At 71.2% G+C, this 24,962-nt stretch carries 21 protein-coding genes; 13 read left to right on the top strand and 8 right to left on the bottom strand.

All coding sequences use genetic code 11. The features are described 5' to 3' along the window. Positions 1-125: 125 nt before the first annotated feature. Both H0E84_RS05910 and H0E84_RS05905 read right to left on the bottom strand, forming a co-directional pair. The gene (locus H0E84_RS05910; RefSeq protein WP_180677713.1) at positions 126-677 is read right to left on the bottom strand and encodes a nucleotidyltransferase family protein; all 552 of its coding nucleotides are present in this window, start codon (positions 675-677) and stop codon (positions 126-128) included. Positions 678-761: 84 nt separating this feature from the next. Further along, positions 762-4,553: a methylmalonyl-CoA mutase family protein gene (locus H0E84_RS05905; protein ID WP_180677712.1), complete on the bottom strand. Its 3,792-nt coding sequence runs from the start codon at positions 4,551-4,553 to the stop codon at positions 762-764. A 340-nt stretch (positions 4,554-4,893) separates the two neighbouring features. Between H0E84_RS05905 and H0E84_RS05900 the strand changes: the two genes are divergently transcribed. The 10 genes from H0E84_RS05900 (at position 4,894) to pcp (ending at position 16,437) form a co-directional block, all read left to right on the top strand. Next, positions 4,894-6,456 (top strand): phospholipase D family protein, encoded by a 1,563-nt coding sequence (locus H0E84_RS05900; protein WP_180677711.1) that lies wholly within the window; start codon positions 4,894-4,896, stop codon positions 6,454-6,456. A gap of 420 nt (positions 6,457-6,876) precedes the next feature. Further along, on the top strand, positions 6,877-7,977 hold the full coding sequence (locus H0E84_RS05895) for a Glu/Leu/Phe/Val dehydrogenase (RefSeq protein ID WP_180677710.1): 1,101 nt from the start codon (positions 6,877-6,879) through the stop codon (positions 7,975-7,977). A gap of 379 nt (positions 7,978-8,356) precedes the next feature. Continuing rightward, a complete protein-coding gene (locus H0E84_RS05890; RefSeq protein WP_180677709.1) occupies positions 8,357-9,514 on the top strand; it encodes an isovaleryl-CoA dehydrogenase in 1,158 nt (385 codons plus the stop codon). A 161-nt stretch (positions 9,515-9,675) separates the two neighbouring features. Next, positions 9,676-10,347 (top strand): dienelactone hydrolase family protein, encoded by a 672-nt coding sequence (locus H0E84_RS05885; protein WP_180677708.1) that lies wholly within the window; start codon positions 9,676-9,678, stop codon positions 10,345-10,347. A gap of 178 nt (positions 10,348-10,525) precedes the next feature. Beyond that, positions 10,526-10,954, top strand: a complete 429-nt coding sequence (locus H0E84_RS05880; protein ID WP_180677707.1) for an HIT domain-containing protein — start codon at positions 10,526-10,528, stop codon at positions 10,952-10,954. Further along, on the top strand, positions 10,951-12,726 hold the full coding sequence (gene pxpB, locus H0E84_RS05875) for a 5-oxoprolinase subunit PxpB (RefSeq protein ID WP_180677706.1): 1,776 nt from the start codon (positions 10,951-10,953) through the stop codon (positions 12,724-12,726). Before H0E84_RS05880 ends, pxpB begins: the two co-directional genes overlap by 4 nt. Before the next feature lie 105 nt (positions 12,727-12,831). Then, the gene (locus H0E84_RS05870) at positions 12,832-13,578 is read left to right on the top strand and encodes a 5-oxoprolinase subunit PxpA (RefSeq protein ID WP_180677705.1); all 747 of its coding nucleotides are present in this window, start codon (positions 12,832-12,834) and stop codon (positions 13,576-13,578) included. A 144-nt stretch (positions 13,579-13,722) separates the two neighbouring features. Then, a complete protein-coding gene (locus H0E84_RS05865; protein WP_180677704.1) occupies positions 13,723-14,619 on the top strand; it encodes a DUF969 domain-containing protein in 897 nt (298 codons plus the stop codon). Then, a complete protein-coding gene (locus H0E84_RS05860; RefSeq protein ID WP_345776278.1) occupies positions 14,616-15,569 on the top strand; it encodes a DUF979 domain-containing protein in 954 nt (317 codons plus the stop codon). The genes H0E84_RS05865 and H0E84_RS05860 overlap by 4 nt, the downstream gene beginning before the upstream one ends. A gap of 157 nt (positions 15,570-15,726) precedes the next feature. Next, entirely contained in the window at positions 15,727-16,437 is a 711-nt protein-coding gene (pcp, locus tag H0E84_RS05855; RefSeq protein ID WP_257644093.1) for a pyroglutamyl-peptidase I, read from the top strand. A gap of 179 nt (positions 16,438-16,616) precedes the next feature. Here the strand turns inward: pcp and dcd are convergent, their stop codons facing one another. The 3 genes from dcd to apbC form a co-directional block, all read right to left on the bottom strand. Further along, a complete protein-coding gene (gene dcd / locus H0E84_RS05850; RefSeq protein WP_180677703.1) occupies positions 16,617-17,186 on the bottom strand; it encodes a dCTP deaminase in 570 nt (189 codons plus the stop codon). 140 nt (positions 17,187-17,326) lie between these two features. Then, a complete protein-coding gene (locus H0E84_RS05845) occupies positions 17,327-17,893 on the bottom strand; it encodes a DUF1287 domain-containing protein (RefSeq protein ID WP_257644094.1) in 567 nt (188 codons plus the stop codon). Positions 17,894-18,032: 139 nt separating this feature from the next. Beyond that, entirely contained in the window at positions 18,033-18,902 is an 870-nt protein-coding gene (gene apbC / locus H0E84_RS05840) for an iron-sulfur cluster carrier protein ApbC (protein ID WP_180677701.1), read from the bottom strand. A 152-nt stretch (positions 18,903-19,054) separates the two neighbouring features. Between apbC and H0E84_RS05835 the strand changes: the two genes are divergently transcribed. The 3 genes from H0E84_RS05835 (at position 19,055) to rnfB (ending at position 22,203) form a co-directional block, all read left to right on the top strand. After that, positions 19,055-19,483, top strand: coding sequence for a DUF2147 domain-containing protein (locus H0E84_RS05835; protein WP_180677700.1), 429 nt, complete (start codon positions 19,055-19,057; stop codon positions 19,481-19,483). 157 nt (positions 19,484-19,640) lie between these two features. Continuing rightward, positions 19,641-21,752, top strand: a complete 2,112-nt coding sequence (gene metG, locus H0E84_RS05830) for a methionine--tRNA ligase (RefSeq protein ID WP_180677699.1) — start codon at positions 19,641-19,643, stop codon at positions 21,750-21,752. Between the two features lie 13 nt (positions 21,753-21,765). Then, on the top strand, positions 21,766-22,203 hold the full coding sequence (rnfB, locus tag H0E84_RS05825; RefSeq protein WP_345776277.1) for an Rnf electron transport complex subunit RnfB: 438 nt from the start codon (positions 21,766-21,768) through the stop codon (positions 22,201-22,203). Positions 22,204-22,374: 171 nt separating this feature from the next. Here the strand turns inward: rnfB and H0E84_RS05820 are convergent, their stop codons facing one another. From H0E84_RS05820 to H0E84_RS05810, 3 genes are all read right to left on the bottom strand, one after another. Further along, a complete protein-coding gene (locus tag H0E84_RS05820) occupies positions 22,375-23,349 on the bottom strand; it encodes a TraB/GumN family protein (protein ID WP_180677697.1) in 975 nt (324 codons plus the stop codon). 25 nt (positions 23,350-23,374) lie between these two features. Continuing rightward, positions 23,375-24,358, bottom strand: coding sequence for a DUF1684 domain-containing protein (locus H0E84_RS05815; RefSeq protein ID WP_180677696.1), 984 nt, complete (start codon positions 24,356-24,358; stop codon positions 23,375-23,377). A gap of 1 nt (position 24,359) precedes the next feature. After that, positions 24,360-24,962: DNA mismatch repair MutL family protein (locus tag H0E84_RS05810; RefSeq protein WP_486624445.1), on the bottom strand; the 603-nt coding region annotated here is incomplete at its 5' end.

The following is a 24,962-nucleotide window of genomic DNA, read 5'->3' as shown; positions in this document are numbered from 1 at the left end:
GCCCCCCCAAGGCGTCAACCGTCTCCATCAGATCGATCCAGGCCGCGATCGGGTCCGCAGGCAGCGGGGCGGCATTGGCCACGCCCGCGGATGCCGCCAGCGGCGGCTCGCCGTTGGGCGACACGCTACGGTCGGGGTTCGGCCAGGAGGTCATCGAGCAGTTCCTCGCGCTGGAAGAGGGCAAAGTAGCTCCGCACCTGCGACATGTCGAGGCTGGCCCGGTTGGCCTTCAGAAGGGCGCGGATGTCGTCGAGGTCGCGCGTGCGGGCCGGGTCGTTGACGTGCGCCTGGAGCTTGAAGCCGATCAGCCCCTCGGCACTCACCACGCGCAGGCGGCCCACACCTGTCGTTAGCTCCTCGGCAGCAGCGAGCAGGCGTCGTGCTTCGGGGCGATGCGCGTACAGCAGGTCCAGGCCTTCTTCGTTACGCACGTAGTTGGCCGCATCCTGGCTCCTGTGGACGCAGCGATAGCCGAGTTCCAGGAGCATTTGGTGCAGCCTGTCGGCGTCATCGGCATCCGCCAGGAAATCGACGTCGCGTGTGGCGCGGACGACGTTGTGGGCCGCCAGGGCCAGACCCCCGATCAGCGCCGGTGGCGACTTGCAGCCGGCGAACGCGGTCAGCGCTTCCTTGATCTGGTCGATTAGCCGGGACATCGAGGTGTCGGGTTCCTTCATCCGTTGAGCGGTGTGCGCCAGCCGGTCGGAGCTGCCCTCACCCCAACCCCTCTCCCGCTAGCGGGAGAGGGGCTCTCTGTCGGGCTACATGTTGCGGCGGTATTCGCCACCCACGTCGTAGAGGGCATGGCTGATCTGCCCCAGGCTGTGCGTCTTCACCGCCTCCATCAGGGCCTCGAACACGTTGCGGCGTTCGCGGGCGGTGCGCTGCAGGTAGGCCAGGCCGTGGCCGTCGTGGGGTTCGGTGGCGGCGGCTGCGTCGTCTTCCACCACGTGGGCGTGCTCGGTCTCGCCGGCCGGGGCGAGTGAGTTGCGGCCGGTCTGCCAGATCTGCACGTTGGCGATCTGCTGGCCCTTCTCCTCCTCGGTGCTGCGGATCAGCTCGATCTCGGTGACCACCTCGCCGGCGTGCTCCTTGGGCAGGAAGGTGTTCACGCCCACCAGCGGCAGGCTGCCGTCGTGCTTCTTGTGCTCGTAGTACATCGACTCTTCCTGGATCTTGCCGCGCTGGTACATGGTGTCCATGGCGCCCAGCACGCCGCCGCGCTCGCTGATGGCCTCGAACTCCTTGTACACGGCCTCCTCCACGATGTCGGTCAGCTTGTCGACGATGAAGCTGCCCTGCCAGGGGTTCTCGCAGAAGTTCAGCCCCAGCTCCTTGTTGATGATCATCTGGATGGCCACGGCGCGGCGCACGCTCTCTTCCGTCGGCGTGGTGATGGCCTCGTCGTAGGCGTTGGTGTGCAGGCTGTTGCAGTTGTCGAACAGGGCGTACAGGGCCTGCAGGGTGGTGCGGATGTCGTTGAACTGGATCTCCTGCGCGTGCAGGCTGCGGCCGCTGGTCTGGATGTGGTACTTCATCATCTGGCTTCTGCTGCTGGCGCCGTAGCGCTCGCGCATGGCGCGGGCCCAGATGCGGCGGGCCACGCGGCCGATCACGGTGTACTCCGGGTCCATGCCGTTGCTGAAGAAGAAGCTCAGGTTGGGCGCGAAGTCGTCGATGTGCATGCCGCGCGCCAGGTAGTACTCGACGATGGTGAAGCCGTTGCTCAGCGTAAAGGCCAGCTGGCTGATCGGGTTGGCCCCGGCCTCGGCGATGTGGTAGCCGGAAATGCTCACCGAGTAGAAGTTGCGCACCTTGTTGTCGACGAAGTACTGCTGGATGTCGCCCATCATGCGCAGGGCGAACTCTGTGCTGAAGATGCAGGTGTTCTGGGCCTGGTCTTCCTTGAGGATGTCGGCCTGCACGGTGCCGCGCACGGTGGCCAGCGTCTGGGCCTTGATCTTGGCGTAGGTCTCGGCGTCGAGCAGCTGCTCGCCGGTCATGCCCAGCAGGGCCAGGCCCAGGCCGTCGCTGCCCTCGGGCAGCTCGCCGTGGTAGGTGGGGCGCGGGCGGTCTTCGAAGAAGGCTTGAATCTTCTTTTCGGCTTCGGCCCAGCGGTCCGGGTCGGCCTTGAGGTATTTCTCCACCTGCTGGTCGATGGCGGTGTTCATGAACAGCGCCAGGATGATCGGCGCCGGGCCGTTGATGGTCATCGACACGCTGGTGGTGGGCGCGCACAGGTCGAAGCCGGAGTAGAGCTTCTTCATGTCGTCCAGGGTGGGCACGTTGACCCCGGAGTTGCCGATCTTGCCGTAGATGTCCGGGCGCGGGGCCGGGTCCTCGCCGTAGAGGGTCACGCTGTCGAAGGCGGTGGACAGGCGCGCGGCGGGCTGGCCGAGGCTGAGGTAGTGGAAGCGGCGGTTGGTGCGCTCGGGGGTGCCCTCGCCGGCGAACATGCGGATCGGGTCCTCGCCGGTGCGGCGGTAGGGGTACACGCCGCCGGTGTAGGGGTAGCTGCCGGGCAGGTTCTCCTTGCCCAGGAAGGTGAGCAGCTCGCCCCAGCTCTTGTAGGTGGGGGCGGCGATCTTGGGGATCTGCTGGTGGCTGAGGGATTCGCGGTAGTTCTGCACCTCGATGGCGCGGCCGCGCACTTCGTAGGCGGTGGTGTCGTCGGTGATGGATTTCAGGCGCTGGGGCCAGTCGCGCAGGAGCTTGAGGGAGTCGGCGGTGAGGGCCTGGATGGCGTCGTTGTAGCGCTGGCGGAGGGTTAGGAGGGTGCGGTCGGGGGTTGGGGCGGACTGGTCTTCATTGGCGCGGGCTTCGCGGCCGTGGGCCGCTCCTACGGGGGTCAGGGCTTCGGCGGCGTAGAGGTCGAGGGCCTTGGGGAGGTTGGGGTCTTCGAGCTCGCGCAGGGATTGCCAGAAGGACTGGGCGCGGTCGGCGGCTTCGGCCTGCTTTTCGATGGAGGCGTTGATCGCCCTGCCCTGCTCGGCGATCTCGGCCAGGTAGCGGACGCGGGCGCCGGGGATGAGGACGGTGGCGCGGGGTTCCTTCAGCGAAGTGTCTAGGTTGGGCCGGAAGTCGCAGTGGGCGGGCGGGGCCTGCCGGGGCGCGGCGTTCGTCGCACCTTCGGCGGCGTCGGCTTCGCGGCCATGGGCCGCTCCTACGGGGGTGGCGCTGTCGCCGGCTGTTTCGATTCCCGATTCCCCATTCCCCATTCCCAATCTTTGCCGCAGCAGGCGGCAAAGATTCACGAACATCCAGCTGATGCCCGGGTCGTTGAACTGGCTGGCGATGGTGGGGTAGACGGGGACGTCCTCGTCCTTGGTCTGGAAGGCGACGCGGTTGCGCTTCCACTGCTTGCGGATGTCGCGCAGGGCGTCCTCGGCGCCGCGCTTGTCGTACTTGTTCAGTACGATGAGCTCGGCGAAGTCCAGCATGTCGATCTTTTCCAGCTGGCTGGCGGCGCCGTAGTCGCTGGTCATCACGTACATGGGGAAGTCGACCAGGTCGACGATCTCCGAATCCGACTGGCCGATGCCGGCGGTTTCCACGATCACCAGGTCGAACCCCAGGCCCTTGAGGAAGGCGATGCCGTCCTTGAGCACGGCATTGGTGGCGGCGTGCTGGCGGCGGGTGGCCATGGAGCGCATGTAGACGCGGTGGCTGCGCAGGGAGTTCATGCGGATGCGGTCGCCCAGCAGCGCGCCGCCGGTGCGGCGGCGGGTGGGGTCGACCGAGATCACCGCGATGCGCATCTCGGGGAAGCTGGCGAGGAAGCGGTTTAGCAGTTCGTCGGTGACGGAGGACTTGCCGGCGCCGCCGGTGCCTGTGATTCCGACCACCGGGGTGGTCGGAATCCGGGAATGGGGAATCGGGAATCGGGAATCGGAAGAGCGGGGGTTGGCCCAGGTCTTGCGCATCAGGGCGAGCTCGGACTCGCTGAAGGCGCCGTCTTCGATGGCGCTCAGCATCCGGCCGATGCCGATCTCGTCGTCGAGGGGAGGAAAAAGGGGGTCAGAGTCGTTTTTCGGGGGTTGATCCCCGGATGACAGACGCTGTTGCCCCGAAAAATGACTCTGACCCCCTTTTTCCTCCCGCGCACCCGCGGCGCGCGCGACCACGTCCTCGATCATCTCCACCAGTCCCATCTTCATGCCGTCGTTGGGGTGGTAGATGCGCTCCACGCCGTAGGCCTCGAGCTCCTTGATCTCCTCGGGGGTGATGGTGCCGCCGCCGCCGGCGAAGACGCGGATGTGGGGCGCGCCGCGCTCGGCCAGCATGTCGACCATGTACTTCAGGTACTCGACGTGGCCGCCCTGGTAGCTGGACAGGGCGATGGCGTCGGCGTCCTCCTGCAGGGCGGCGCGCACCACGTCCTCGACGCTGCGGTTGTGGCCCAGGTGGATCACCTCGGCGCCCTGGGCCTGGATCAGCCGGCGCATGATGTTGATGGCGGCGTCGTGGCCGTCGAACAGGCTGGCGGCGGTGACGAAGCGCAGCGGCGTGGTGTCGGGCTGGCTGGCGGGGATCTGGCTGGCTGGCGAGCTCATGGGCGCGCGATTCCTGGCGAAAACGTGATCGGCCGATTGTAGCGCGGGGGCCCCCAGGCGCCGGAGTGAACGGGCCCGCGCCCCCGGTAGGAGCGGCCCATGGCCGCGAGGGCCGACGCGGTCCGCCGCGCCCGGGAACGCCGCTAATCCGATCGGGATCGCCCGGAATCACCGGCCGCCCTGCCGCGCCTCCCGCGGCCTTCGCGGCCATGGGCCGCTCCTACAGGGGGCGGTGCCAGCTGGTACGGGGACGGCCGCTGCCGCGCGCAGGGTGCGGGGCGGGGCCCGGCGGACGGGAGCCGCATACAATGGCCGGCAACGGGACGGGGGATCGGCGGGAATGAGGCAGCGAATCAAACGGATCCTCGGCTGGGGCGCCTTCACCTTCGTGGCGCTGGTGGTCAGCGGGATCTTCCTGGCCGACCACCTCACCCCGCCGGCCACCGGCACGCCCAGCCATGCGCTGGAGATCCAGCGCGACCAGACCGCGCTCGACCGCGAGCTGTGGCCGCTGCTGGACCGCAACCCCGGCAAGACCGGGGCGATCCTGCTGCCCGACGGGCTGGACGCGTTCGCCGCGCGGGCGCTGTCGGCGCGGCAGGCCGGGCGCAGCCTGGACCTGCAGTACTACATCTGGCACGACGACCTTACCGGCCATCTGCTGCTGCACGAGGCCTGGCAGGCCGCCGAGCGCGGGGTGCGGGTACGGCTGCTGCTGGACGACATCAACACCTCGGGCAAGGACGTGGCGCTGCTGGCCATGGACAGCCACCCGAACCTCGAGATCCGCGTCTACAACCCGTTCCGCAACCGCACCGGGGTGGCGCGGCTGCTGGAGATGGTGCAGCGCAGCTGGAGCATCACCCACCGCATGCACAACAAGGCCTGGATCGCCGACGGGCGGGTGGCGGTGGTGGGCGGGCGCAACATCGGCGTGGAGTATTTCGACGCCGCCAACGAGATGAACTTCCGCGACCTGGACATGGTGCTGTTCGGGCCGGCGGTGGCGCAGGCCAGCGAGATCTTCGACACCTTCTGGAACAGCGACACGGTGGTGCCGATTTCGGCGCTGAAGAAGGCCTACGACCGCGACATCGACGCGGTGCTGGCTCAGATCCACGAGGAGGCGGCCGGCGCCGAGGCGCGGCGTTACCTGGACCGGGTGGACGCCTCGGACAGCGTGCGGCGCTACTTCGCCCAGGAGCTCACGCCGTTCTGGAGCGAGAACATCCGCGTGGTCTCCGATCCGCCGCAGAAGCAGGGCAGCGAGCAGCGCGACGGCTGGCTGATCCGTCACGTGATGGACGACCTGCGCACCGCGCGGCACAAGGCGCTGCTGATCTCGCCGTACTTCGTGCCCGGCAGCGAAGGCACCGCAGGGCTCGGGGAGCTGGTGCGGCGCTACGGCGTCAACGTGAGCGTGATCACCAACTCACTGGCCGCCAACGACGTGGTGGCGGTGCATGGGGGTTACGCCAATTACCGCGAGCGGCTGCTGAAGCTCGGGGTCAAGCTGCACGAGACCCGGGTGCAGCCGCGCAGCGAGAGTTCCAGCGTGTTCGGCAGCAGCGGCGCCAGCCTGCACACCAAGGCCTACGTGGTGGACGACCGCCGCGGCTTCATCGGCTCGTTCAACATGGACCCGCGCTCGATCGACCTGAACACGGAGATGGGGGTAATGTTCGACGAGCCGGCCATCGCGAAGGCGCTGCGCGAGGAGTTCCGGCTGCTGGCGAGCCCGGAGCTGGCGTACTGGGTCTATCTGAACGAGAACGGCGAGCTGCGCTGGCTGGACAATGCCGCGGACCCGCCGCAGGTGCTGCACACCGAGCCCGACGCCACCCGCCTGCAGCGCGCCATCGCCTGGCTGCTGCGCTGGGTCCCGATCGAATCGCAGCTGTAGAGCGGAGCTCGCTCCGCTGCGCTTGCCTGTGGTGGCCGGGCCTTCTGGCGCACGCGGCAACCTGGGGGTGCAGCCGAGCAAGCTCGGCTCTACAAGGAGGCGCCGAACGAGTAGGCGCCAAACTCTCTTCGCCCCCGTAGAGCGGAGCTCGCTCCGCTGCTCCTGCCTCCGACGCCAGCGCGCCGACGATGGCCCCCCGGGCCGCCGGCCGCGGTTGTAACCGCTACCACGGCTGCCACCGGCCGCTCACCGGCAGATGAACCGCACTGGCGCGTACGGGCTTTTGTCGCGGGACAGGCGTAGAATACCGCGCCCAACGGCGCCCCTTCGCGGGGCGCCGCGTTCGCTTCCAGCGGTATCACCCACCATCACGGCCGGCGTCGTTCGCCACAGCGAATCCTCGCCGCAGCGGAGTTAGCGATGATCTTCGAACATCTCGACAAGTACGGCCACGAGCAGGTCGTGTTCTGCCACAACAAGGACGCGGGCCTGAAGGCCATCATCGCGATCCACAACACGGTGCTGGGCCCGGCCCTGGGCGGCACCCGGATGTGGCCGTACAAGAGCGAGCAGGACGCGCTGAACGACGTGCTGCGCCTGTCGCGCGGCATGACCTACAAGAACGCGGTGGCCGGGCTGAACATCGGCGGCGGCAAGGCGGTGATCATCGGCGACCCGGCCACCGACAAGTCCGAGGCGCTGTTCCGCGCGTTCGGCCAGTTCGTGGAGTCGCTGGGCGGCCGCTACATCACCGCCGAGGACGTCGGCATCGACGTCAACGACATGGAGTTCGTGTACCGCGAGACCGAGTACGTGACCGGCGTGCACCAGGTGCACGGCGGCTCGGGCGATCCTTCCCCGTTCACCGCCTACGGCACCCTGCAGGGGCTGATGGCGTCGCTCAACAAGAAGTTCGGCGACGAGGAAGTGGGCAAGTACAGCTACGCGGTGCAGGGGCTGGGCCACGTCGGCATCGAGTTCGTGAAGCTACTCAAGGAGCGCGGCGCGAAGATCTTCGTCACCGACATCAACAAGGAGCGCGTGGACCGCGCGGTGAGCGAGTACGGCGCCGAGGCGGTGGGCCTGGACGAGATCTACGACGTCGACGCCGACGTGTATTCGCCCTGCGCGCTGGGCGGCACCGTCAACGAGGACACCCTGCCCCGGCTGCGGGCCAAGATCATCTGCGGCGCGGCCAACAACCAGCTGGCCAACAACGAGATCGGCGACGAGGTGGAAAAGCGCGGCATGCTGTACGCGCCGGACTACGCGGTGAACGCCGGCGGGGTGATGAACGTGTCGCTGGAGATCGACGGCTACAACCGCGAGCGGGCGATGCGGATGATGCGCACGATCTACCACAACCTCACCCGCATCTTCGAGATCTCCGAGCGCGACGGCATCCCCACCTACAAGGCCGCCGACCGTCTGGCCGAGGAACGCATCCAGATCATCGGCAAGCTGAAGCTGCCGCTCGGCCGCGCGGCACCGCGCTTCCAGGGGCGCGTGCGCGGGCATTGAAAGGCCAGCGCCAGGCGCAACCGCGCCTGGCGCTGAATCGGTTCCGCGTGCCGCGATGGCGCGCGGGCCACGACCGGCGCCGACGGGCGCTGCGTGGCGCTGATGCTGGCAACGAGCGCTCCGCCGCGATGCCGCCGGAACTGCGGTCGCACGCGGACGCTGCGATACTCGCGGACAGGCAGGGCGCCATGCCGTCCTGGTGCTCCCGATGGATCGGGACTGCGACCGCGCGGTGCTTCGGCGACGCGACGCGGGCACGACTGGCGGATCCGCTGCCGTCGCGTCTCGTTTCCAGACACGCAGCGAGTGCGACACGGTTGCGGGCAGCGGCCTGAAATGGCCGGCCCGCATCATTCAACTACCGCCCCGAGGAGAGCCCATGCGCACGTTCCCGTTAGGTGAAGAACTCGACGCCCTCCGCGATGCGGTGCGCCGGTTCGCGGAGGCGGAGATCGCGCCGCGGGCCGAGGCGATCGACCAGGAGAACGCGTTCCCGCAGGAGCTGTGGGCCAAGCTGGGCGAGATGGGCCTGTTGGGGATGACGGTGCCGGCCGAGTTCGGCGGCAGCGAGATGGGCTTCCTGGCGCACCTGGTGGCGATGGAGGAGATCTCGCGCGCTTCGGGTTCGGTCGGGCTGTCCTACGGCGCCCATTCCAACCTCTGCGTGAGCAACCTGTACGCCAACGGCAACCAGGCGCAGCGCGAGAAGTACCTGCCGAAGCTTTGCAGCGGCGAGTGGAAGGGCGCGCTGGCGATGAGCGAGCCGGGCGCCGGCTCGGACGTGGTCGGCTCGATGAGCTGCCGCGCCGAGCAGAAGGGCGATGCCTGGATCGCCAACGGCAGCAAGATGTGGATCACCAACGGCCCCGAGGCCGACGTGCTGATCGTCTACATGCGCACCGCCAACCGCGAGCTCGGCTCCAGGTGCATGACCGCCTTCATCGTCGAGAAGGGCATGCAGGGCTTCGGCACCGCGCAGAAGCTCGACAAGCTGGGCATGCGCGGCAGCAACACCTGCGAGCTGGTGTTCGAGGACTGCGAGATCCCGGCGGAGAACGTGCTGGGCGAGGTCAACAGCGGCGTGCGCGTGCTGATGAGCGGGCTCAACACCGAGCGCCTGGTGCTGAGCGGCGGCCCGCTGGGGTTGATGCAGGCCGCGCTCGACATCGCCCTGCCCTACGTGCGCGAGCGGCGCCAGTTCGGCCAGGCGATCGGCACCTTCGGCATCATGCAGGCCAAGATCGCCGACATGTACACCGCGCTGCAGTCCTCGCGCGCGTTCGCCTACCAGGTGGCGCGCGACTACGACGCCGGGCACAAGAGCCGCGTGGACGCCGCCAGTTGCCTGCTGCACGCATCGGAGTGCGCGGTGCAGGTGGCGCTGGAGGGCATCCAGGCCCTGGGCGGCAACGGCTACATCAACGAGTTCGCCACCGGCCGGATCCTGCGCGACGCCAAGCTGTACGCGATCGGCGCCGGCACCAACGAGATCCGCCGCATGCTGATCGGCCGCGAGCTGTTCGAGGAACGCGGCTGAGGCCAGGGTTGCGGCGCGTGCCGGGCGCGGCCAACCACGCCGGCTTTCGCGTGCATGGCACGCTCCTACGGGGGGCGACGGCGCGGCTGAGAGGCGGCGTCGACGCGGGCTTATCGAACGAGGGCTAGAATCGACCCGACGCAGCCGAGCGGGATCAGCCGATGGGCCGGGACATCGCCATCTCCACAGCGCACGGAACGGTCGGCGGCTGGCGCGCCGATCCGCCGCACGGGGCGCCGCTGGGCGGGCTGGTGGTGATCCAGGAGATCTTCGGCGTCAACGCGCACATGCGCAGCGTGGTGGAGCGCTACGCGGCGGAAGGCTACGTGGCGCTGGCGCCTGCGCTGTACGACCCGGTCGAGCGCAACGTCGAGCTGGACTACGGCGAGAACGGTTTCGCCCACGGCCGCGAGCTGGCCACGGCGCTGGGCTTCGACCGCGCGGTACAGCTGGTGTCGGCGGCCGCCGCGGTGCTGCAGGGCGAAGGCCACAAGACCGCCGCGATCGGCTTCTGCTGGGGCGGCAGCGTGGCGTTCCTGGCCAATACCCGCCTCGGCCTGCCGGCGGTGAGCTACTACGGCGCGCGCACGGTACCGTTCCTGGATGAACTGCTGCGGGCGCCGATGCTGCTGCATTTCGGCGCCGACGACGCGTCCATTGCTTCGCAGGACATCGCAGCGCACCGGCAGCGCCTGCCCGATGCGCAGATCCACGTCTACGAGGGCGCCGGGCACGGCTTCAACCGCGACGTCGACCCGCGCCACTACCACGCCGCCAGCGCCGCGCTGGCGCACCGGCGCACCCTGACGTTCCTCGAGCAGGCGCTGGCGTGAGCGCCGCTCGCCCCCACGATCCGCGCCGCGCCGGCTTCGCGCCGCGCCGCCTGGCTCCGGTCTCGCCTCGCGCGCGCGATCGCGACGGGGCCGATGCGCGCGCCGAAGTATCGACCGGCGCGATCCGGTCGTCGTCGCCGTGGACGACCAGCGCCGATGCCGCCGCCTGGAGGACCCCATGAAGCACGCACGCGCCCCGGCCCGCTTCGCCATGGACCCGCGCCTGGCCGGCGACACCCATCCGCTGGCCTCGCTGCCGCTGTGCGAGCTGCGGCTGATGGACGATGCCAACTATCCGTGGCTGGTGCTGGTGCCGCGCGTGGCCGGCGCGCGCGAGCTGATCGACCTGGCGCCGGAGCAGCGCAGCGCGCTGGTGGAGGAGATCGACCTCGCCTCGCGCCTGCTGCGCGACGTGGTCCGCCCGCACAAGCTCAACGTGGCCGCGCTCGGCAACCTGGTGCCGCAGCTGCACGTGCATGCGATCGCCCGCTTCGAGGACGATCCGGCCTGGCCGGCACCGGTCTGGGGCCGGGTGGCGGCACGGCCGTACACGCCCGAGGCCCTGGTCGAACGCGTCGCGCGCCTGCGCGCGGCGCTGCCGGGGTGACCGGCTTCGCGGTCGAACGCCTGGGCGGGGAAGCGCTGCTGCTGCGTCTCGGCGAGCGCATCGACATCGCGCTCAACCGCCGCGTGCACGCGCTCGCCGCGGCGATCGCTGCGCAGCGCCCGCCCTGGCTGCTGGACGTGGTGCCGGGGTACGCCTCGCTGGCGCTGTTCGTGGCCGCCGACGCCGGCGGCGGCGCGGTCGACCCGCTGCTGCACGCCGAGCGCTGGCTGCGTGCGCGCCTGGGCGGCGCGCGACCCATCGCATCCGTCGGGGTCATGGACGACACCGAACTCCGCGCGGGCGACGACGGGGAAGCGGTGGAGATCCCGGTCCTCTACGGCGGGCCCCACGGCCCCGACCTGGCCGACGTCGCCGCGCACGCCGGCCTGTCGCCGGAAGACACCGTCGCCGCCCATGCCGCGGCCGAATACCGCGTGGCGATGCTGGGCTTCGCGCCGGGCTTCCCTTACCTGCTCGGACTCGATCCGCGCCTGGCGATGCCGCGCATGGATACGCCGCGCACCCGCATCCCCGCCGGCAGCGTGGCGATCGGCGGCGCGCAGACCGGCGTCTACCCGCGCGAGAGCCCGGGCGGCTGGCGCATCGTCGGCAGCACCCCGCTGCGGCTGTTCGACCCGGCGCGATCGCCGCCGTCGCTGTTGACCCCCGGCCAGCGCGTACGCTTCGTACCGGTGGAGGACGGGACCGAACCGACGCTCGCCGCCGATGCGGGCGCATCGACCGCCGACGCGCCGCAGCGCATGCACTCGCCAGCCGCGCTCCCCGACCACGACCAGGCCCCTGCCGCGACCCTGGAGGTGCTGGCGCCGGGCCTGGCGACCACCGTGCAAGGCGCAGCCCGCAACGGCTACCGCCATCTCGGCGTGGCCGGCGCCGGGGCGCTGGATGCGTACTCGCATGCGGTCGCCAACCTGCTGGTCGGCAATGCGTCCGGTGCCGCGGCGCTGGAGATCGCCCTGGCGGGACCGCGGCTGCGCTTCACCCATCCGGTGCGGATCGCGCTGTGCGGCGCGGCCATCGACGCCGAGGCCGACGGCCATGCCATTCCCGGCTGGCGGCCGGTGCTGCTGCCGGCCGGCTGCATGTTGTCGCTGGGCCCCTGCCGCAGCGGCGCGCGCGCCTATCTGGCGGTGGCCGGCGATCTGGCGGTCGAGCCGGTGCTGGGCAGCGCCAGCACCGACCTGCGCGGCGGCTTCGGCGGGCTGCACGGGCGGGCGCTGGCCAGGGGCGATGTGCTCGGGATCGCCGCTGCGCCGGTGCCGGACGTCCCGCGGCCGCGCATCGCGCGGTGGTGGATCGACGGCACGCCCGACGTCGGCGCCGACCTGCCCGCGCGCATCCGCCTGCTGCCGGGCCACGACGCCACCGCACCGGCCGACGCGGTGTTCGGCGGCCGCTGGCGCGTGGCCGCGGCCAGCAACCGCCAGGGCCTGCGCCTGCAGGGCGACACGCTCGCGCTGGCCGAGACGCGCGAGCGCGTGTCCGAGCCGGTCGCGCCGGGCACCGTGCAGCTGCCGCCGGACGGTCACCCGATCGTGCTGCTGGCCGATGCCCAGACCCACGGCGGCTACCCGCGCATCGGCCACGCGATCCGCGCCGACTGGCCGCGGCTGGCGCAGCTGCGGCCGGGCGACGCGCTGGGTTTCCTGCCCTGCACCGCGGACGAGGCGCATGCCGCGGCTTGCGCGCAGCGCCAGCGCCTGAACAGAATCGCGCTGGCGATCCAGGCGAGGCGCAGTGCCGATGGCTAGCTGCATCGATTGCAATTCAGGCGTCGGGCAGCGGCCCTGTCGATGCCGCCGTGCCCACGTCCGGGCGGAGTGTCGCCGAGCCGGGCCCGACGAGGCACGGCAGCGATGACCAGGCGCATCGACTTCAACTGCGACATGGGCGAGGGCTGCGGCGACGACCCGGCGATCGCGCCGTACATCAGCTCGGCCAGCATCGCCTGCGGCGGTCACGCCGGCGACGAGGACACGATGGGGGCGACGGTGGCGCTGTGCCTGCGCCACGGCGTGGCGGTGGGCGCGCATCCTTCGTTCGAGGACCGGGAGCATTTCGGGCGCCGCGAGCAGACGCTGGCGCCGGCAGAAATCGCCGCGCTGGTCGGGCGCCAGACGGCGGCGCTGCAGCGCGTCTGCGACCCAGCCGGCGCGCGGCTGCACCACGTCAAGCCGCACGGCGCGCTGTACAACCTCGCCGCTCGCGACGCGGCGGTGGCCGCCGCCATCGTCGGCGCGGTGCGGGCGCTGGACGATACGCTGGTGCTGTATGCGCTCGCCGGTTCGGCGCTGGCACGTGCCGGGCGCGAGGCTGGCCTGCGCGTGGCCGAGGAGGTGTTCGCCGAGCGCGGCTACGACGCCGATGGGCGGCTGCTGGCGCGAGGGCTGCCCGGCGCGGAGCTCGACCTGGATGCGGCGATCGCGCAGGTCCGCACGATGTTGCGCGAAGGCGTGGTGGTGGCTGCGGACGGCAGCCGCGTGCCGGTCCGCGCCGACACCCTGTGCCTGCACGGCGACCGCCCCGGCGCCGCCGCTTTCGCGCGCCGCCTGCGCGCGGCGCTCGAGGCGGAGGGCGTCTCGGTCATGGCCCCGCACGCGTGAGGCACGCAGATCCACCCCGCCCCGGTCCGCCCCCCCTGTGGGTGCGACGGAAGTCGCAACGCCGGCGGACAGACCTTGCTTCCGGCCGCTCTCCGGCCCCGGTGACATACCCATGACCCAGCCACCCCACAGCGAGCAATCCGAATGAGTTACTGGCCCCTCATCGGCGTCGCCCTGGTGGTGCTGGGATTCGCGCTGCGGATGAACCCGGCGCTGGTCGTCGTCGGTGCCGGTGTGGTGACCGGCCTGGTGGCCGGCTACACGCCGGTCGCGGTGCTGGAGCTGCTGGGCGAGGCCTTCACCAAACAGCGCTACCTGGCGATCTTCCTGCTCACCCTGCCGGTGATCGGGCTGCTGGAGCGGCACGGGCTGAAGGAGCGCGCCCAGGCCTGGATCGCGACGCTGCGCGGCGCCACCGCCGGGCGTCTGCTAATCGTGTACCTGGCCGCGCGCCAGCTCACCGCCGCGCTGGGCCTCAACAGCCTGGGCGGCCATCCGCAGACGGTGCGGCCGCTGCTCTCGCCGATGGCGGAGGGCGCCGCGGAGGCGCGCAACGGCAGGCTCCCGGAAGCCGAACGCGAGCGCCTGAAAGCGCTGTCGGCGGCCACCGACAACGTCGGCCTGTTCTTCGGCGAGGACATCTTCATCGCCTTCGGCGCGGTGCTGCTGATGCAGGGCTTCTTCGCGGAGAACGGCATCGTGCTGGAGCCGCTGCACATCGCGCTGTGGGGCATACCCACCGCGCTGTGCGCGTTCGCGATCCACGGCGCGCGGCTGTCGCGGCTGGACGGCAGGCTGGCGCGCGAGGCGGCCCGGCTGCAGGCGGGGGGCGCAGGCGGGGACACCGCTGAAGCGATTGGCGTCGGCGTCGATACGGGTGCCGCCGGACGCGCCGCGGACATCGCCAGCAGCGGCGATGCCGGCCCCGCGAGCTGGAATACGGCGGACCCCGCCGGGACCGCGGCCCCGGCAAGCGCTGCTTCAGCCGCCGGCGCTGCCGATCCCGACCCCGAGCCTGCCGCCGGGGGGCCCGCATCGTGATCACGCTGCAGTGGGTCTACTGGCTCACCGGCCTCTACCTGGCGACGGTGGCCGTGCTCGGCTGGCGCGACCGCGGCAATCCGCGCCGCCGCACCACCGCGCTGTTCTGGGGCCTGCTGGGCGCGATGTTGCTGGTGGCCGAGCGCCTTCCGCCCGCGGTGGTGGGCGCGGTGGTGGTGGCGCTGGCGATGCTGGCGGGCTTCGGCGGCCTGAGCCGCGGCCGCTACCGCGAGAGTTCGCCCGAAGAGAAGCGCACCGAGGCGCTGCGCCTGGGCAACCGGCTGTTCTGGCCGGCACTGCTGATCCCGCTGGTCACGGTGCTGGTGGCGGTGGTGCTGGCCGACGTGGAGCTCGCCGGCAGGCGGCTGTTCGGCGCCCAGCTGACCACCCTGGTCGGCCTAGGCGTGGCCTGCGTGCTGGCGACGGCGGCGGCGTGCCGGCTGACGCGGCAGTCGCCGGTATCCGCGATCGAGCAGTCGCGGCGCCTGATCGACGCGATCGGCTGGGCCGCGCTGCTGCCGCTGCTGCTGGCGACGCTGGGCAGCGTGTTCGCCGCGGCCGGCGTGGGCGAGGCGGTGGCCGGCGTGGTGGGCGCGGTGATCCCGGTGGAGAACCGCTTCGTGGTGGTGCTGGCCTACGCGCTGGGGATGGCGCTGTTCACGATGATCATGGGCAACGCCTTCGCCGCGTTCCCGGTGATGACCGGCGGCATCGCGCTGCCGCTGCTGGTCGGCGTGCACGGCGCGGACGCCGCCTCGCTGGCGGCCATCGGCATGCTGTCGGGCTATTGCGGCACCCTGCTCACGCCGATGGCGGCCAACTTCAACCTGGTGCCGGCGGCGCTGCTGGAGCTGAAGGATCCGTACGCGGTGATTCGCCAGCAGGTGGCGACCGCGCTGCCGCTGCTGGCTTGCAACGTGCTGCTGATGTACTTCATCGTGTTCCGGTGATGGCGATGCCTCTACTCGTCCGCAGCAGACTTCCGCGGGATCGCCGGCGGCGCCGGCGTTCGCGTGCATGGCACGCTCCTACGGGGGTCGAACGCCTCTCGGTGATGGCCGTTCTCCCCGTGCGCAAGGCAACGGTGCTGCCGACGCGGACCACTGCATGCGCCGACCCGCGGCCGCCGACCTGGCTCAGCGGGCTCGCCTGATGGCCACGCGGTCGACCCGCAGCGTGCCGACCGTGCTGCTGACCGGCTTCGCGCCGTTCGGCGGCGAGGCGGTCAACCCCAGCTGGCAGGCGGTTTCGGCGCTGCACGGCGCACGCATCGCCGGGCACCGCGTGGTGGCACGCGAGCTGCCGGTCGAGTTCGGAGCCTCGGTGCGGGCGTTGCGCGAGGCGCTGCGGCAGGCCGCACCGGCACTGGTGCTGTGCGTGGGCCAGGCCGGCGGCCGCCCGCGCCTGTCGCTGGAGCGTGTGGCGATCAACGTCGACGACGCCCGCATCGCCGACAATGCCGGCGCGCAGCCGGTCGACCGTGCGGTGGTGGCGGGCGGGCCGGCCGCATATTTCGCCACCCTGCCGATCAAGGCGATGCTGGCGGCGCTGCGCGATGCCGGCATCCCCGCCGAGGTCTCCCAGAGCGCCGGCACCTACGTCTGCAATCACGTGTTCTACGGCTTGATGCACGCGCTGCGACGCGGGCGGGTGCGCGGCGGATTCGTCCACATCCCGTATTCGCCGGCGCAGGCGTCCCGGCACCCCGGCGCGCCGTGCATGGCGGTCGAGACTGTGACGGCGGGGCTGCGAGTGGCGGTGCGTACCGCATTGACGACCGAAGCCGATCTGGAGATCAGCGCCGGCGCGGAGCACTAGTAGAGCCGAGCTTGCTCGGCTGCACGCGCCCCGGAGCCGACGGCAGCGGAGCAAGCTCCGCTCTACGGTATCCGACGCCAATCGTAGCGGCGACCCCACCGGCTTCGCGTGCAAGGCACGCTCCGACGGGATGCTTCGCGACGGTGGCGGTACGGGCTGGCGGGCGACGCGGACTGGCCTCAGGTACGCGGCAGAGTGACGCCGCGCTGGCCCTGGTATTTGCCGCCGCGGTCCTTGTAGGAGGTCTCGCAGACCTCGTCGGACTGGAAGAACAGCATCTGCGCCACGCCCTCGTTGGCATAGATGCGCGCCGGCAGCGGGGTGGTGTTGCTGAACTCGAGGGTCACGTGGCCCTCCCACTCCGGCTCGAGCGGGGTGACGTTGACGATGATGCCGCAGCGCGCGTAGGTGCTCTTGCCCAGGCACACCACCAGCACGTCGCGCGGGATGCGGAAGTACTCGACGGTGCGCGCGAGCGCGAACGAGTTCGGCGGGATGATGCACTGGTCGGCCTCGACGTCGACGAAGCTGCCGGGGTCGAAGGCCTTGGGATCGACGATCGTCGAGTTGATGTTGGTGAATACCTTGAACTCGCGCGAACAGCGCACGTCGTAGCCGTAGCTGGAGGTGCCGTAGCTGACGATGCGGTGGCCGTCGGCGGCGTGCTTCACCTGCCCCGGCTCGAACGGCTCGATCATGCCGCCGTTCTCGGCCATGCGCCGGATCCAGAGGTCGCTCTTGATGCTCATGCGTTGGGGTCCGGGCTGCTGCGGGAGGGGCCCGTATTGTAGGGGCGACGGCGCCGCCCTTCATCCCGTCCGCTGCGGGCGCGGCCTGTCTGCTCACCCAGAGCCGCGCGGACGCGGCCACTTCGGCACCTGCCGCCCCGCTACGGTTCCCCGGCCGGCCAGCGGTAGTGGCCCTGCACCGGCCAGGCGAACAGCACGTCCTCCATCCGCGCGCCGGCGCCGATGTTGTGCACCACCAGCAGGCGGCCATGGGCGCCGCGGCGGCGGGCGACGATGCCGATGTGCGGCAGGCCGTTGGGCAGGCGCCAGCTGACGATGTCGCCGGCGCGGTAGTCGGCCGGATCGTCCGAACGCGGCAGCGCCAGTCCGCGGCGCTGCAGGAAGGTTTCCAGGTTCGGGACCCGGCGATGGTCGATGTTGCGGTCGGGCCCGCGCAGCCCCCAGTGGGCGGGATAGGCGTGGAACGCGTCGCGCATGTCCTGGTGCACCAGCGCCTGCAGGTCGGCACCGACGGCGCTGCGCAGCGCGCGCACCACCACGTCGGTACATACGCCGCGATCGGCCGGCACGTCGCCACCGGGGAAGTCGAGGCGGGCGTAGGCCGGGTCGTAGTGCAGGGTGACACCGACCTGCGCCTCGGCCGCCGCGGCCAGGCGGGTATGGCCGGCCGCAGCCGCAAAGGGCGCCAGCAGCACCAGCGCGAGCAGCCACGCGCCAGCCCGGTGCTTCACGAGTGGCCCCACCTTGCCCGTACTGGCGCGCATCCGGCGCGGACGCGAAAGGGTGGCCGCGCGCGCACGATCGTCGACAGCGCGCGACCGGGCAGCCGACAGCCCGGGGTCTCGCTCACACCAGCGAGGCCGAGATCGGCATCGACGCGCGTGGGCGCCTGGCCAACGCCTCCACCAGCCGCTGCGCGGTATCGCGATAGGCCTGCGCCGCGACCGAGTCCGGCTGCGCGGCGACCACCGGCACCCCGGCATCGCCCTGCTCGCGGATGCCGCCTTCCAGCGGCAGCGAACCGAGCAGCGGCACGCCGTACTGCTCCGCCATGCGCTCGCCGCCGCCCTGGCCGAACAGGTGCTCGACGTGGCCGCAGCTGGTGCAGACGTGCTGGGCCATGTTCTCGATCAGCCCGAGCACCGCGACGTCCACCTTCTGGAACATCTTCAGCGCCTTGCGCGCATCCAGCGTGGCGACGTCCTGCGGGGTGGTGACGATGACCGCGCCGGCCACCGGGATCTTCTGCGCCAGGGTGAGCTGGATGTCGCCGGTGCCCGGCGGCAGGTCGACGATGAGGTAGTCGAGGCCTTCGTCGCCGCCCCACAGGGTTTCGTTGAGCAGCTGCGTCAACGCGGAGGTCGCCATCGGCCCGCGCCAGATCATCGGCGTGTCCTGCTCCACCAGCAGCCCGATCGACATCGCCTCGATGCCGTGCGCGCGCATCGGCACGATCGACTTGCCGTCGGGGCTGTCGGGCCGGCCGGACAGGCCCAGCATGGTCGGGATGCTCGGCCCGTACACGTCGGCATCGAGCACCCCGACCCGCGCGCCGTCCCCGGCCAGCGCCAGGGCCAGGTTCACCGCGGTGGTGGACTTGCCCACCCCGCCCTTGCCCGAGCCGATGGCGATGATGTTGCGGACCCGCGGCAGCGGCTTGAGGGTGCCCTGGACGGCATGGGCGTGGGCGCGTCTGGGTGGGTCTTGCGTTGTCATGCCGACAGTCTACTCCGCGCCCCGGGCCGGACCCTGCGCCGGCGCATGAACGGACGGCGCGCACGCGGGCCGGCCGCCGCTGCGATCGGTTATAAAGGCGCTGACCTGCCGCCGGCCCGGGGCCGGAACGACTGATCATTTCGGAGGGAATCATGTCCATACGTTCAATCGCATTCGTGGTGCTCGCGGCGCTGCCGCTGATCGCCGGCGCCCAGGACGGCCCCGCGGGCCGCTGGAAGACCATCGACGACGAGACCGGCAAGCCCAAGTCCATCGTCGAGATCACCCAGGCCGCCGACGGCACGCTGTCGGGCCGGGTGGTGGAGGTCCTGCAGTCCGACCGCGGCCCGAACCCGACCTGCGACAAGTGCAGCGGCGAGCGCAAGGACCAGCCGATCGAGGGCATGACGATCCTCTGGGACCTCAAGCCCGATGGCCAGGCCTGGTCGGGCGGCACCATCCTCGATCCGGCCAAGGGCAAGACCTACCGCTCCAAGGCGCAGCTGATCGATCCCAACCGGCTCGGCGTGTCCGGCTGCGTGGCCTTCATCTGCCGCGAGCAGGTGTGGCAGCGCGAGTGACGGCGCGACGGCGCTGAAACCCCCGAACGGCCCGGCAATCGCCGGGCCGTTCGCGTTCGCGGCCGGCGCGACGCGAGCCCGCCGCCGTTGCCCAGGGCGGCGGCTGGAGGCCGCGGCGGCCATGCGATAATCGCCGGCCGTCCCAGCGCCGGCCGCCATGTCCCGCACCGCGATCGTCACCACCGCCCTGCCCTACGCCAACGGTCCGCTGCACCTGGGCCACCTGGTGGGCTACATCCAGGCCGACATCTGGGTGCGGGCGCGGCGCATGGCCGGCGAGACCGCGCACTTCGTCTGCGCCGACGACACCCACGGCACCCCGATCATGCTGGCCGCCGAGAAGGCCGGCACCACCCCGGAGGCCTTCATCGCCGCGGTGCAGGCGGAGCACGAGCGCGACTTCGCCGCGTTCGGCGTGGCGTTCGACCACTACGATTCGACGCACTCGGCGCGCCACCGCGCGCTCACCGAGGCGGTCTACGGCAAGCTCGAGCACAACGGCCACATCTCGCGGCGGGCGGTGGAGCAGTTCTACGACCCGGCCAAGGGCATGTTCCTGCCGGACCGCTACATCAAGGGCATCTGCCCCAACTGCGGCACGCCCGACCAGTACGGCGACAACTGCGAGCACTGCGGCGCCACCTACGCGCCGACCGACCTGAAGGAGGCGCGCTCGGTGCTGTCCGGCGCCACCCCGGAACTGCGCGAGTCGGAACACTTCTTCTTCGAGGTCGGCGGGTTCGAAGCGTTCCTGCGCCAGTGGCTGCGCGGCGACGTGGCGCCCGACGGCGTCAAGGCCAAGCTCAGGGAGTGGCTCGACGGCGAGGGCGGGCTGCGCGCCTGGGACATCTCCCGCGACGCGCCGTACTTCGGTTTCCAGATCCCGGGCCACCCGGGCAAGTTCCTGTACGTGTGGCTGGACGCGCCGATCGGCTACCTCAGCAGCTTCCAGGCGCTGTGCGAGCGCGAGGGGCTGAATTTCTTCGACTACCTGGCACCGGACAGCGCCGCCGAACTGCACCACTTCATCGGCAAGGACATCGTGAACTTCCACGGCCTGTTCTGGCCGGCGGTGCTGCACGGCGCCGGCTTCCGCGCGCCGACGCGGCTGCACGTCAACGGCTATCTCACCGTCGACGGCGCCAAGATGTCGAAATCGCGCGGCACCTTCGTGATGGCGCGTACCTATCTCGACTGCGGGCTGCACCCCGAGGCGCTGCGCTACTACTACGCCGCCAAGTCCTCGGGCGGCGTCGACGATCTCGACCTGAACCTCTCGGATTTCGTCGCCCGGGTCAACGCCGACCTGGTCGGCAAGTTCGTCAACCTCGCCAGCCGCTGCGCCGGCTTCATCGGCAAGCGTTTCGACGGGCGCCTGGCGGCGGCGCTGCCCGAACCGGACATGTACGCGCGGTTCGTCGCCGGCCTGGCGCCGATGCGCGAGGCCTATGAACGCAACGACCCGGCGGCGGTGCTGCGCATGGCGATGGCCCTGGCCGACGAGGCCAACCGCTACGTCGACGAGAAGAAACCCTGGGTGATCGCCAAGCAGTCCGGCGCCGATGCCGAGCTGCAGGCGGTCTGCACCCAGGGCCTGAACCTGTTCCGGGTGCTGGCCGCGGCGCTGCGCCCGGTGCTGCCGGCGCTGGCGGCGCAGGTGGAGTCGTTCCTGGCCGCGCCGATGGCGCGCTGGCAGGACCTGGATGCACCGCTTCTGGACCACGCCATCCGGCCCTACGCGCCGCTGTTCACCCGACTCGACCCGAAGCAGATCGACGCCATGACCGAAGCGAGCAAGGACACCCTCTCGGCCGGCCCCGCCGGCGCTGCGACTGCGGCCGCGAAGCAGGCCGGCGGCGACGAGGCGGCCTCCGCCAAGGCAGCAGCCCAGGGCGGGGGCAGGACGGCAACCGCCGAAGCGGTCCCCCAGTCCGGCGGAGTCGTGGGCATCGACGATTTCGCGAAGCTCGATCTGCGCGTCGGCCGGGTGCTGGCCTGCGAGTTCGTGGAGGGTTCGGACAAGTTGCTGCGCTTCGAACTCGACGCCGGCGAGCTCGGCCGGCGCCAGATCTTCTCCGGCATCCGCGCCAGCTACGGCGAGCCCGAGAGGCTCGTCGGCCGCAACGTCGTGTTCATCGCCAACCTGGCGCCGCGCAAGATGCGCTTCGGGCTGAGCGAGGGCATGATCCTCTCGGCCGGCTTCGACGCCGGCGCGCTGGCCCTGCTGCATGCCGACGAAGGCGCGCAGCCGGGCATGCCGGTGCGGTGACCGGGCGGGGGACGTGACCGGCGGCGCCGACATCGTCGAGCGCATCGACCGTCTGCTGCCGCAGACCCAGTGTGGACAGTGCGGCTTCGACGGCTGCCGTCCGTACGCGGAGGCCCTGGCCGCCGGCGAGGTGGACATCGACCGCTGTCCGCCCGGCGGCGACGCCGGCGCGCGCGCGCTGGCGCTGCTGCTCGGCCGCGCGCCGCGGCCCTACGACCGCGCGCGCGGCGCGCACCATCCCGCGCCCGCGGTGGCCCTGGTCGTCGAGGCCGACTGCATCGGCTGCACCAAGTGCATCCAGGCCTGCCCCGTCGACGCCATCATCGGCGGCGCGAAGGCCATGCACACCGTCCTCGAGCCGCTGTGCACCGGCTGCGAGCTGTGCCTGCCCGCCTGCCCGGTCGACTGCATCGTGATGACGGCGCCGGCGCCCACGACGGACCTCCCGTAGGAGCGGCCCATGGCCGCGACGGCCGGGGGTGGTTCCGGCCGGGGTGGCGGCGATTCCGGGCGATGCCGATGAGTCGGCGGTGATTCCAGGCGTTTCCAGCCGCGCCGCCTTTCGCGGCCATGGGCCGCTCCTACAAGGACGGCCCGGCCGGCCACGCCATCGTGCGCCGGCTCAGCGGCAGGCCGAGCAGATCCGCTCCACCTCGAGGCCCTTCGCCTCGAGCTTGGCGACTACGCCGTCCTCGCCGAGCAGGTGCAGCGCCCCCACCACGACCAGGGCGTTGCCGTCCTCGCCCAGCATCGCCTCGACCTTCGGCACCCAGGCGTCGTTGCGCTCGACGTTGATGCGGCGATACAGCTCCGGGAACTGCGCGCGCATTTTCGCGGCCATGCCGTCCCACATGCCCTGGGCGTCGCCGTCGCGCCAGGCCTTGTGCAGGGTCTCGATCTCCTCGCGGCCCTTGTCGCCGGTGGCCTTGAGCGACTCCTGCAGGAACTGCAGCTGCTCCTTGCGATCCATGCCGTCGAGGAAGGCGATCTGCTGCTCGCCGGTCTCCAGGCCGGAGGTGGGCTTGCCGGCCTCGGCGGCGCGCTTGGCCAGGTGCGCATCCAGGCCCAGGGCGGGGTCGAGGCCGTGGTTGGTCATCTCGGTGATGGTGACCATCAGCGCCACGAACCAGGGCTCGAACATCTGCAGCACCTGCGGGGTGAGCTGCATCTTCTGCAGGCTGGCGGCATTGGACGCCAGCCACGCCTGGAGCTCGGCGGCGGTGCCGGCCGGCAGTTCGCTGTCGAGCTGGGTGCCGTCGGTGCGCATCGCCGCCTGGCCCATCTTCATGCCGAGGGTCGGCGAGTTCATCTCTTCCGGCGGGATCTCGAACACCAGCCGCTCGACGTCGTCGAACGCGGCGTCGACGTCGGCCGACAGCGGGTAGTCGCCCGGCTTGAGCAGGTGGAACGAGCCCAGCAGGTAGACCGCGCTGTCGCCGTCGGAGACCTTCCACAACAGCGGGACCGGCGGTGCGGCGGCGGCGGGCGGCGCGGCGGGCGCGGCACCGGGCTTTTCGGCATGCACGCCGCCGACCAGGGCGATGGCGAACGCGGCCAGCAGCAGCGGCTTGAGCGGGATTCGTTTCGACAGGCGCATGACGACGTCCTTGCTTTGCGTGGGATCAGATGACGGGCCCGGCGTAGGCCTTCTCGCCGGCGGTGATGCGCAGGTCCAGGCGGTTCGCCTCCGGAGGCAGCGGGCAGGTGGCGTAGGCGGTGAACGCGCACGGCGGATTGTAGGTGCGGTTGAAGTCGAGCGTCACGTTGCCCTGGGCGTCGGGCGCGTCGGCGTCGAGATAGCGGCCGGCGCCGTAGCTGCCCTGGCCGTTGGTACGGTCGGCCAGCACCAGGAACAGCCCGCCGTCCTCGTCCTCCAGCGCCTCCAGCCGGTACTGCTGGCCGTCGCGCTCGAACTCCACCACGCCGGGGTTCGGCTGCGCCTCGACGATGCCGATGATGTTGGCGATCTCGATCGTCCTGCCCGGCGGATGCTCTACGAACCGGCCCTGCACGCGCCAGTCCGGGTCCATCGGCCAGTAGTCGAGTCCGGTGAAGCCGGTGCGCCCCTCGGCCTCGTCGTGGCGCACCCGCAGGGCCCGGCGGCCGCCGCGCGCGATCACCGTGATCTCGCCCTTGCCTTCATCGAAGCCGAGCGTGCTGGGCGTCTCGCTGCGGTCGTCGTGCAGTTCGGCGCGGCTGGTCAGCGGTTCCCCGTCGAGGGTCAGCTCCACGTCCTTCTCGGGAGTGAAGTACAGGCGCCGGCCTTCCTGCTGGAGCAGGCCGATCCGCGGCGGCCCCTTGGCCAGGCGCAGGCCGCTGGCGCTGCCGATGTAGTGCGCCTTGAGTTCGATCCAGTGCAGTCCGACCAGGCCGGTCCAGCCGTCCGGCGCCAGCAGGCGCTCGCGGCGCTGTTCGCGCCAGGCTTCCTGCTCGCGCACGAATGCCGGGTCGGCGCCCGGCACCGCTGCGACGTCCTCGGTCTCGACCGACGTCCCCGCGCCTGCCATCGCCGCGGCATCCTCCGGACTCTGCGGGCTACGCCCGCAGCCGGCCACCAGCGCGGCAAGCGCCACGGTCATCCATACAGACTTTCCGTTCATTCCCATTTCAACGCCCCCGCATGAACCAGCGATCGATTTCCGCCAAGCCGAAACGCGCCCAGGTCGGACGCCCATGATTGCATTGCCCGGAACGCTCCGTCTCCTCCATCTGCCGGAGCAGGGCGTTCATTTCCGGCACCGTGAGCCGGCGGTTGGCGCGCACCGCGCCGTGGCAGGCCATGGTCGAAAGCAGCGCGTCGCGCGCGCCGGCGACGCGGCGGCTCTCGCCGTGCTCGCGCAGGTCGGCCAGCACGTCGCGCAGCAGCGCCTCGGTGTCGCCCTCGGCGAGCAGCGCCGGCACCGCGCGCAGCAGCAGCGACTGCGGCCCGGCGCGGGTGACCTCGAAGCCGAGTTCGGCCAGCGTCGTCGCCTCGCGCTCGGCCACCTCGGCCTCGCGCTCGGAGACCGCCACGGTCTGCGGCACCAGCAGCGGCTGGGTCCGCAGGCCCTCGCTGTCGTGCGCGCTCTTCAGTTTTTCGTAGCCGATGCGTTCGTGCGCCGCGTGCATGTCCACCACCACCATGCCGTCGGCGCACTGGCTGAGGATGTAGATGCCGTGCAGCTGCGCCAGCGCATAGCCGAGCGGCGGCGCCGCGGCGGCGTCGTGCGC

This window comes from Luteimonas salinisoli (genome assembly GCF_013425525.1).
GTDB lineage: Bacteria > Pseudomonadota > Gammaproteobacteria > Xanthomonadales > Xanthomonadaceae > Luteimonas > Luteimonas salinisoli.
This window is presented reverse-complemented; position numbering and strand designations above follow the sequence as displayed.

Excerpts from the sequence above, each read along its gene's own strand:
- H0E84_RS05905 (WP_180677712.1), bottom strand. The coding sequence starts at position 4,553 with ATGAGCTCGCCAGCCAGCCAGATCCCCGCCAGCCAGCCCGACACCACG.
- dcd (WP_180677703.1), bottom strand. The coding sequence starts at position 17,186 with ATGAGCATCAAGAGCGACCTCTGGATCCGGCGCATGGCCGAGAACGGC.
- H0E84_RS05900 (WP_180677711.1), top strand. The coding sequence starts at position 4,894 with ATGAGGCAGCGAATCAAACGGATCCTCGGCTGGGGCGCCTTCACCTTC.
- H0E84_RS05870 (WP_180677705.1), top strand. The coding sequence starts at position 12,832 with ATGACCAGGCGCATCGACTTCAACTGCGACATGGGCGAGGGCTGCGGC.
- metG (WP_180677699.1), top strand. The coding sequence starts at position 19,641 with ATGTCCCGCACCGCGATCGTCACCACCGCCCTGCCCTACGCCAACGGT.
- H0E84_RS05820 (WP_180677697.1), bottom strand. The coding sequence starts at position 23,349 with ATGCGCCTGTCGAAACGAATCCCGCTCAAGCCGCTGCTGCTGGCCGCG.
- H0E84_RS05815 (WP_180677696.1), bottom strand. The coding sequence starts at position 24,358 with ATGGGAATGAACGGAAAGTCTGTATGGATGACCGTGGCGCTTGCCGCG.
- H0E84_RS05865 (WP_180677704.1), top strand. The coding sequence starts at position 13,723 with ATGAGTTACTGGCCCCTCATCGGCGTCGCCCTGGTGGTGCTGGGATTC.
- H0E84_RS05890 (WP_180677709.1), top strand. The coding sequence starts at position 8,357 with ATGCGCACGTTCCCGTTAGGTGAAGAACTCGACGCCCTCCGCGATGCG.
- apbC (WP_180677701.1), bottom strand. The coding sequence starts at position 18,902 with ATGACAACGCAAGACCCACCCAGACGCGCCCACGCCCATGCCGTCCAG.
- H0E84_RS05895 (WP_180677710.1), top strand. The coding sequence starts at position 6,877 with ATGATCTTCGAACATCTCGACAAGTACGGCCACGAGCAGGTCGTGTTC.
- H0E84_RS05885 (WP_180677708.1), top strand. The coding sequence starts at position 9,676 with ATGGGCCGGGACATCGCCATCTCCACAGCGCACGGAACGGTCGGCGGC.
- H0E84_RS05910 (WP_180677713.1), bottom strand. The coding sequence starts at position 677 with ATGAAGGAACCCGACACCTCGATGTCCCGGCTAATCGACCAGATCAAG.
- H0E84_RS05835 (WP_180677700.1), top strand. The coding sequence starts at position 19,055 with ATGTCCATACGTTCAATCGCATTCGTGGTGCTCGCGGCGCTGCCGCTG.
- H0E84_RS05880 (WP_180677707.1), top strand. The coding sequence starts at position 10,526 with ATGAAGCACGCACGCGCCCCGGCCCGCTTCGCCATGGACCCGCGCCTG.
- pcp (WP_257644093.1), top strand. The coding sequence starts at position 15,727 with ATGCGCCGACCCGCGGCCGCCGACCTGGCTCAGCGGGCTCGCCTGATG.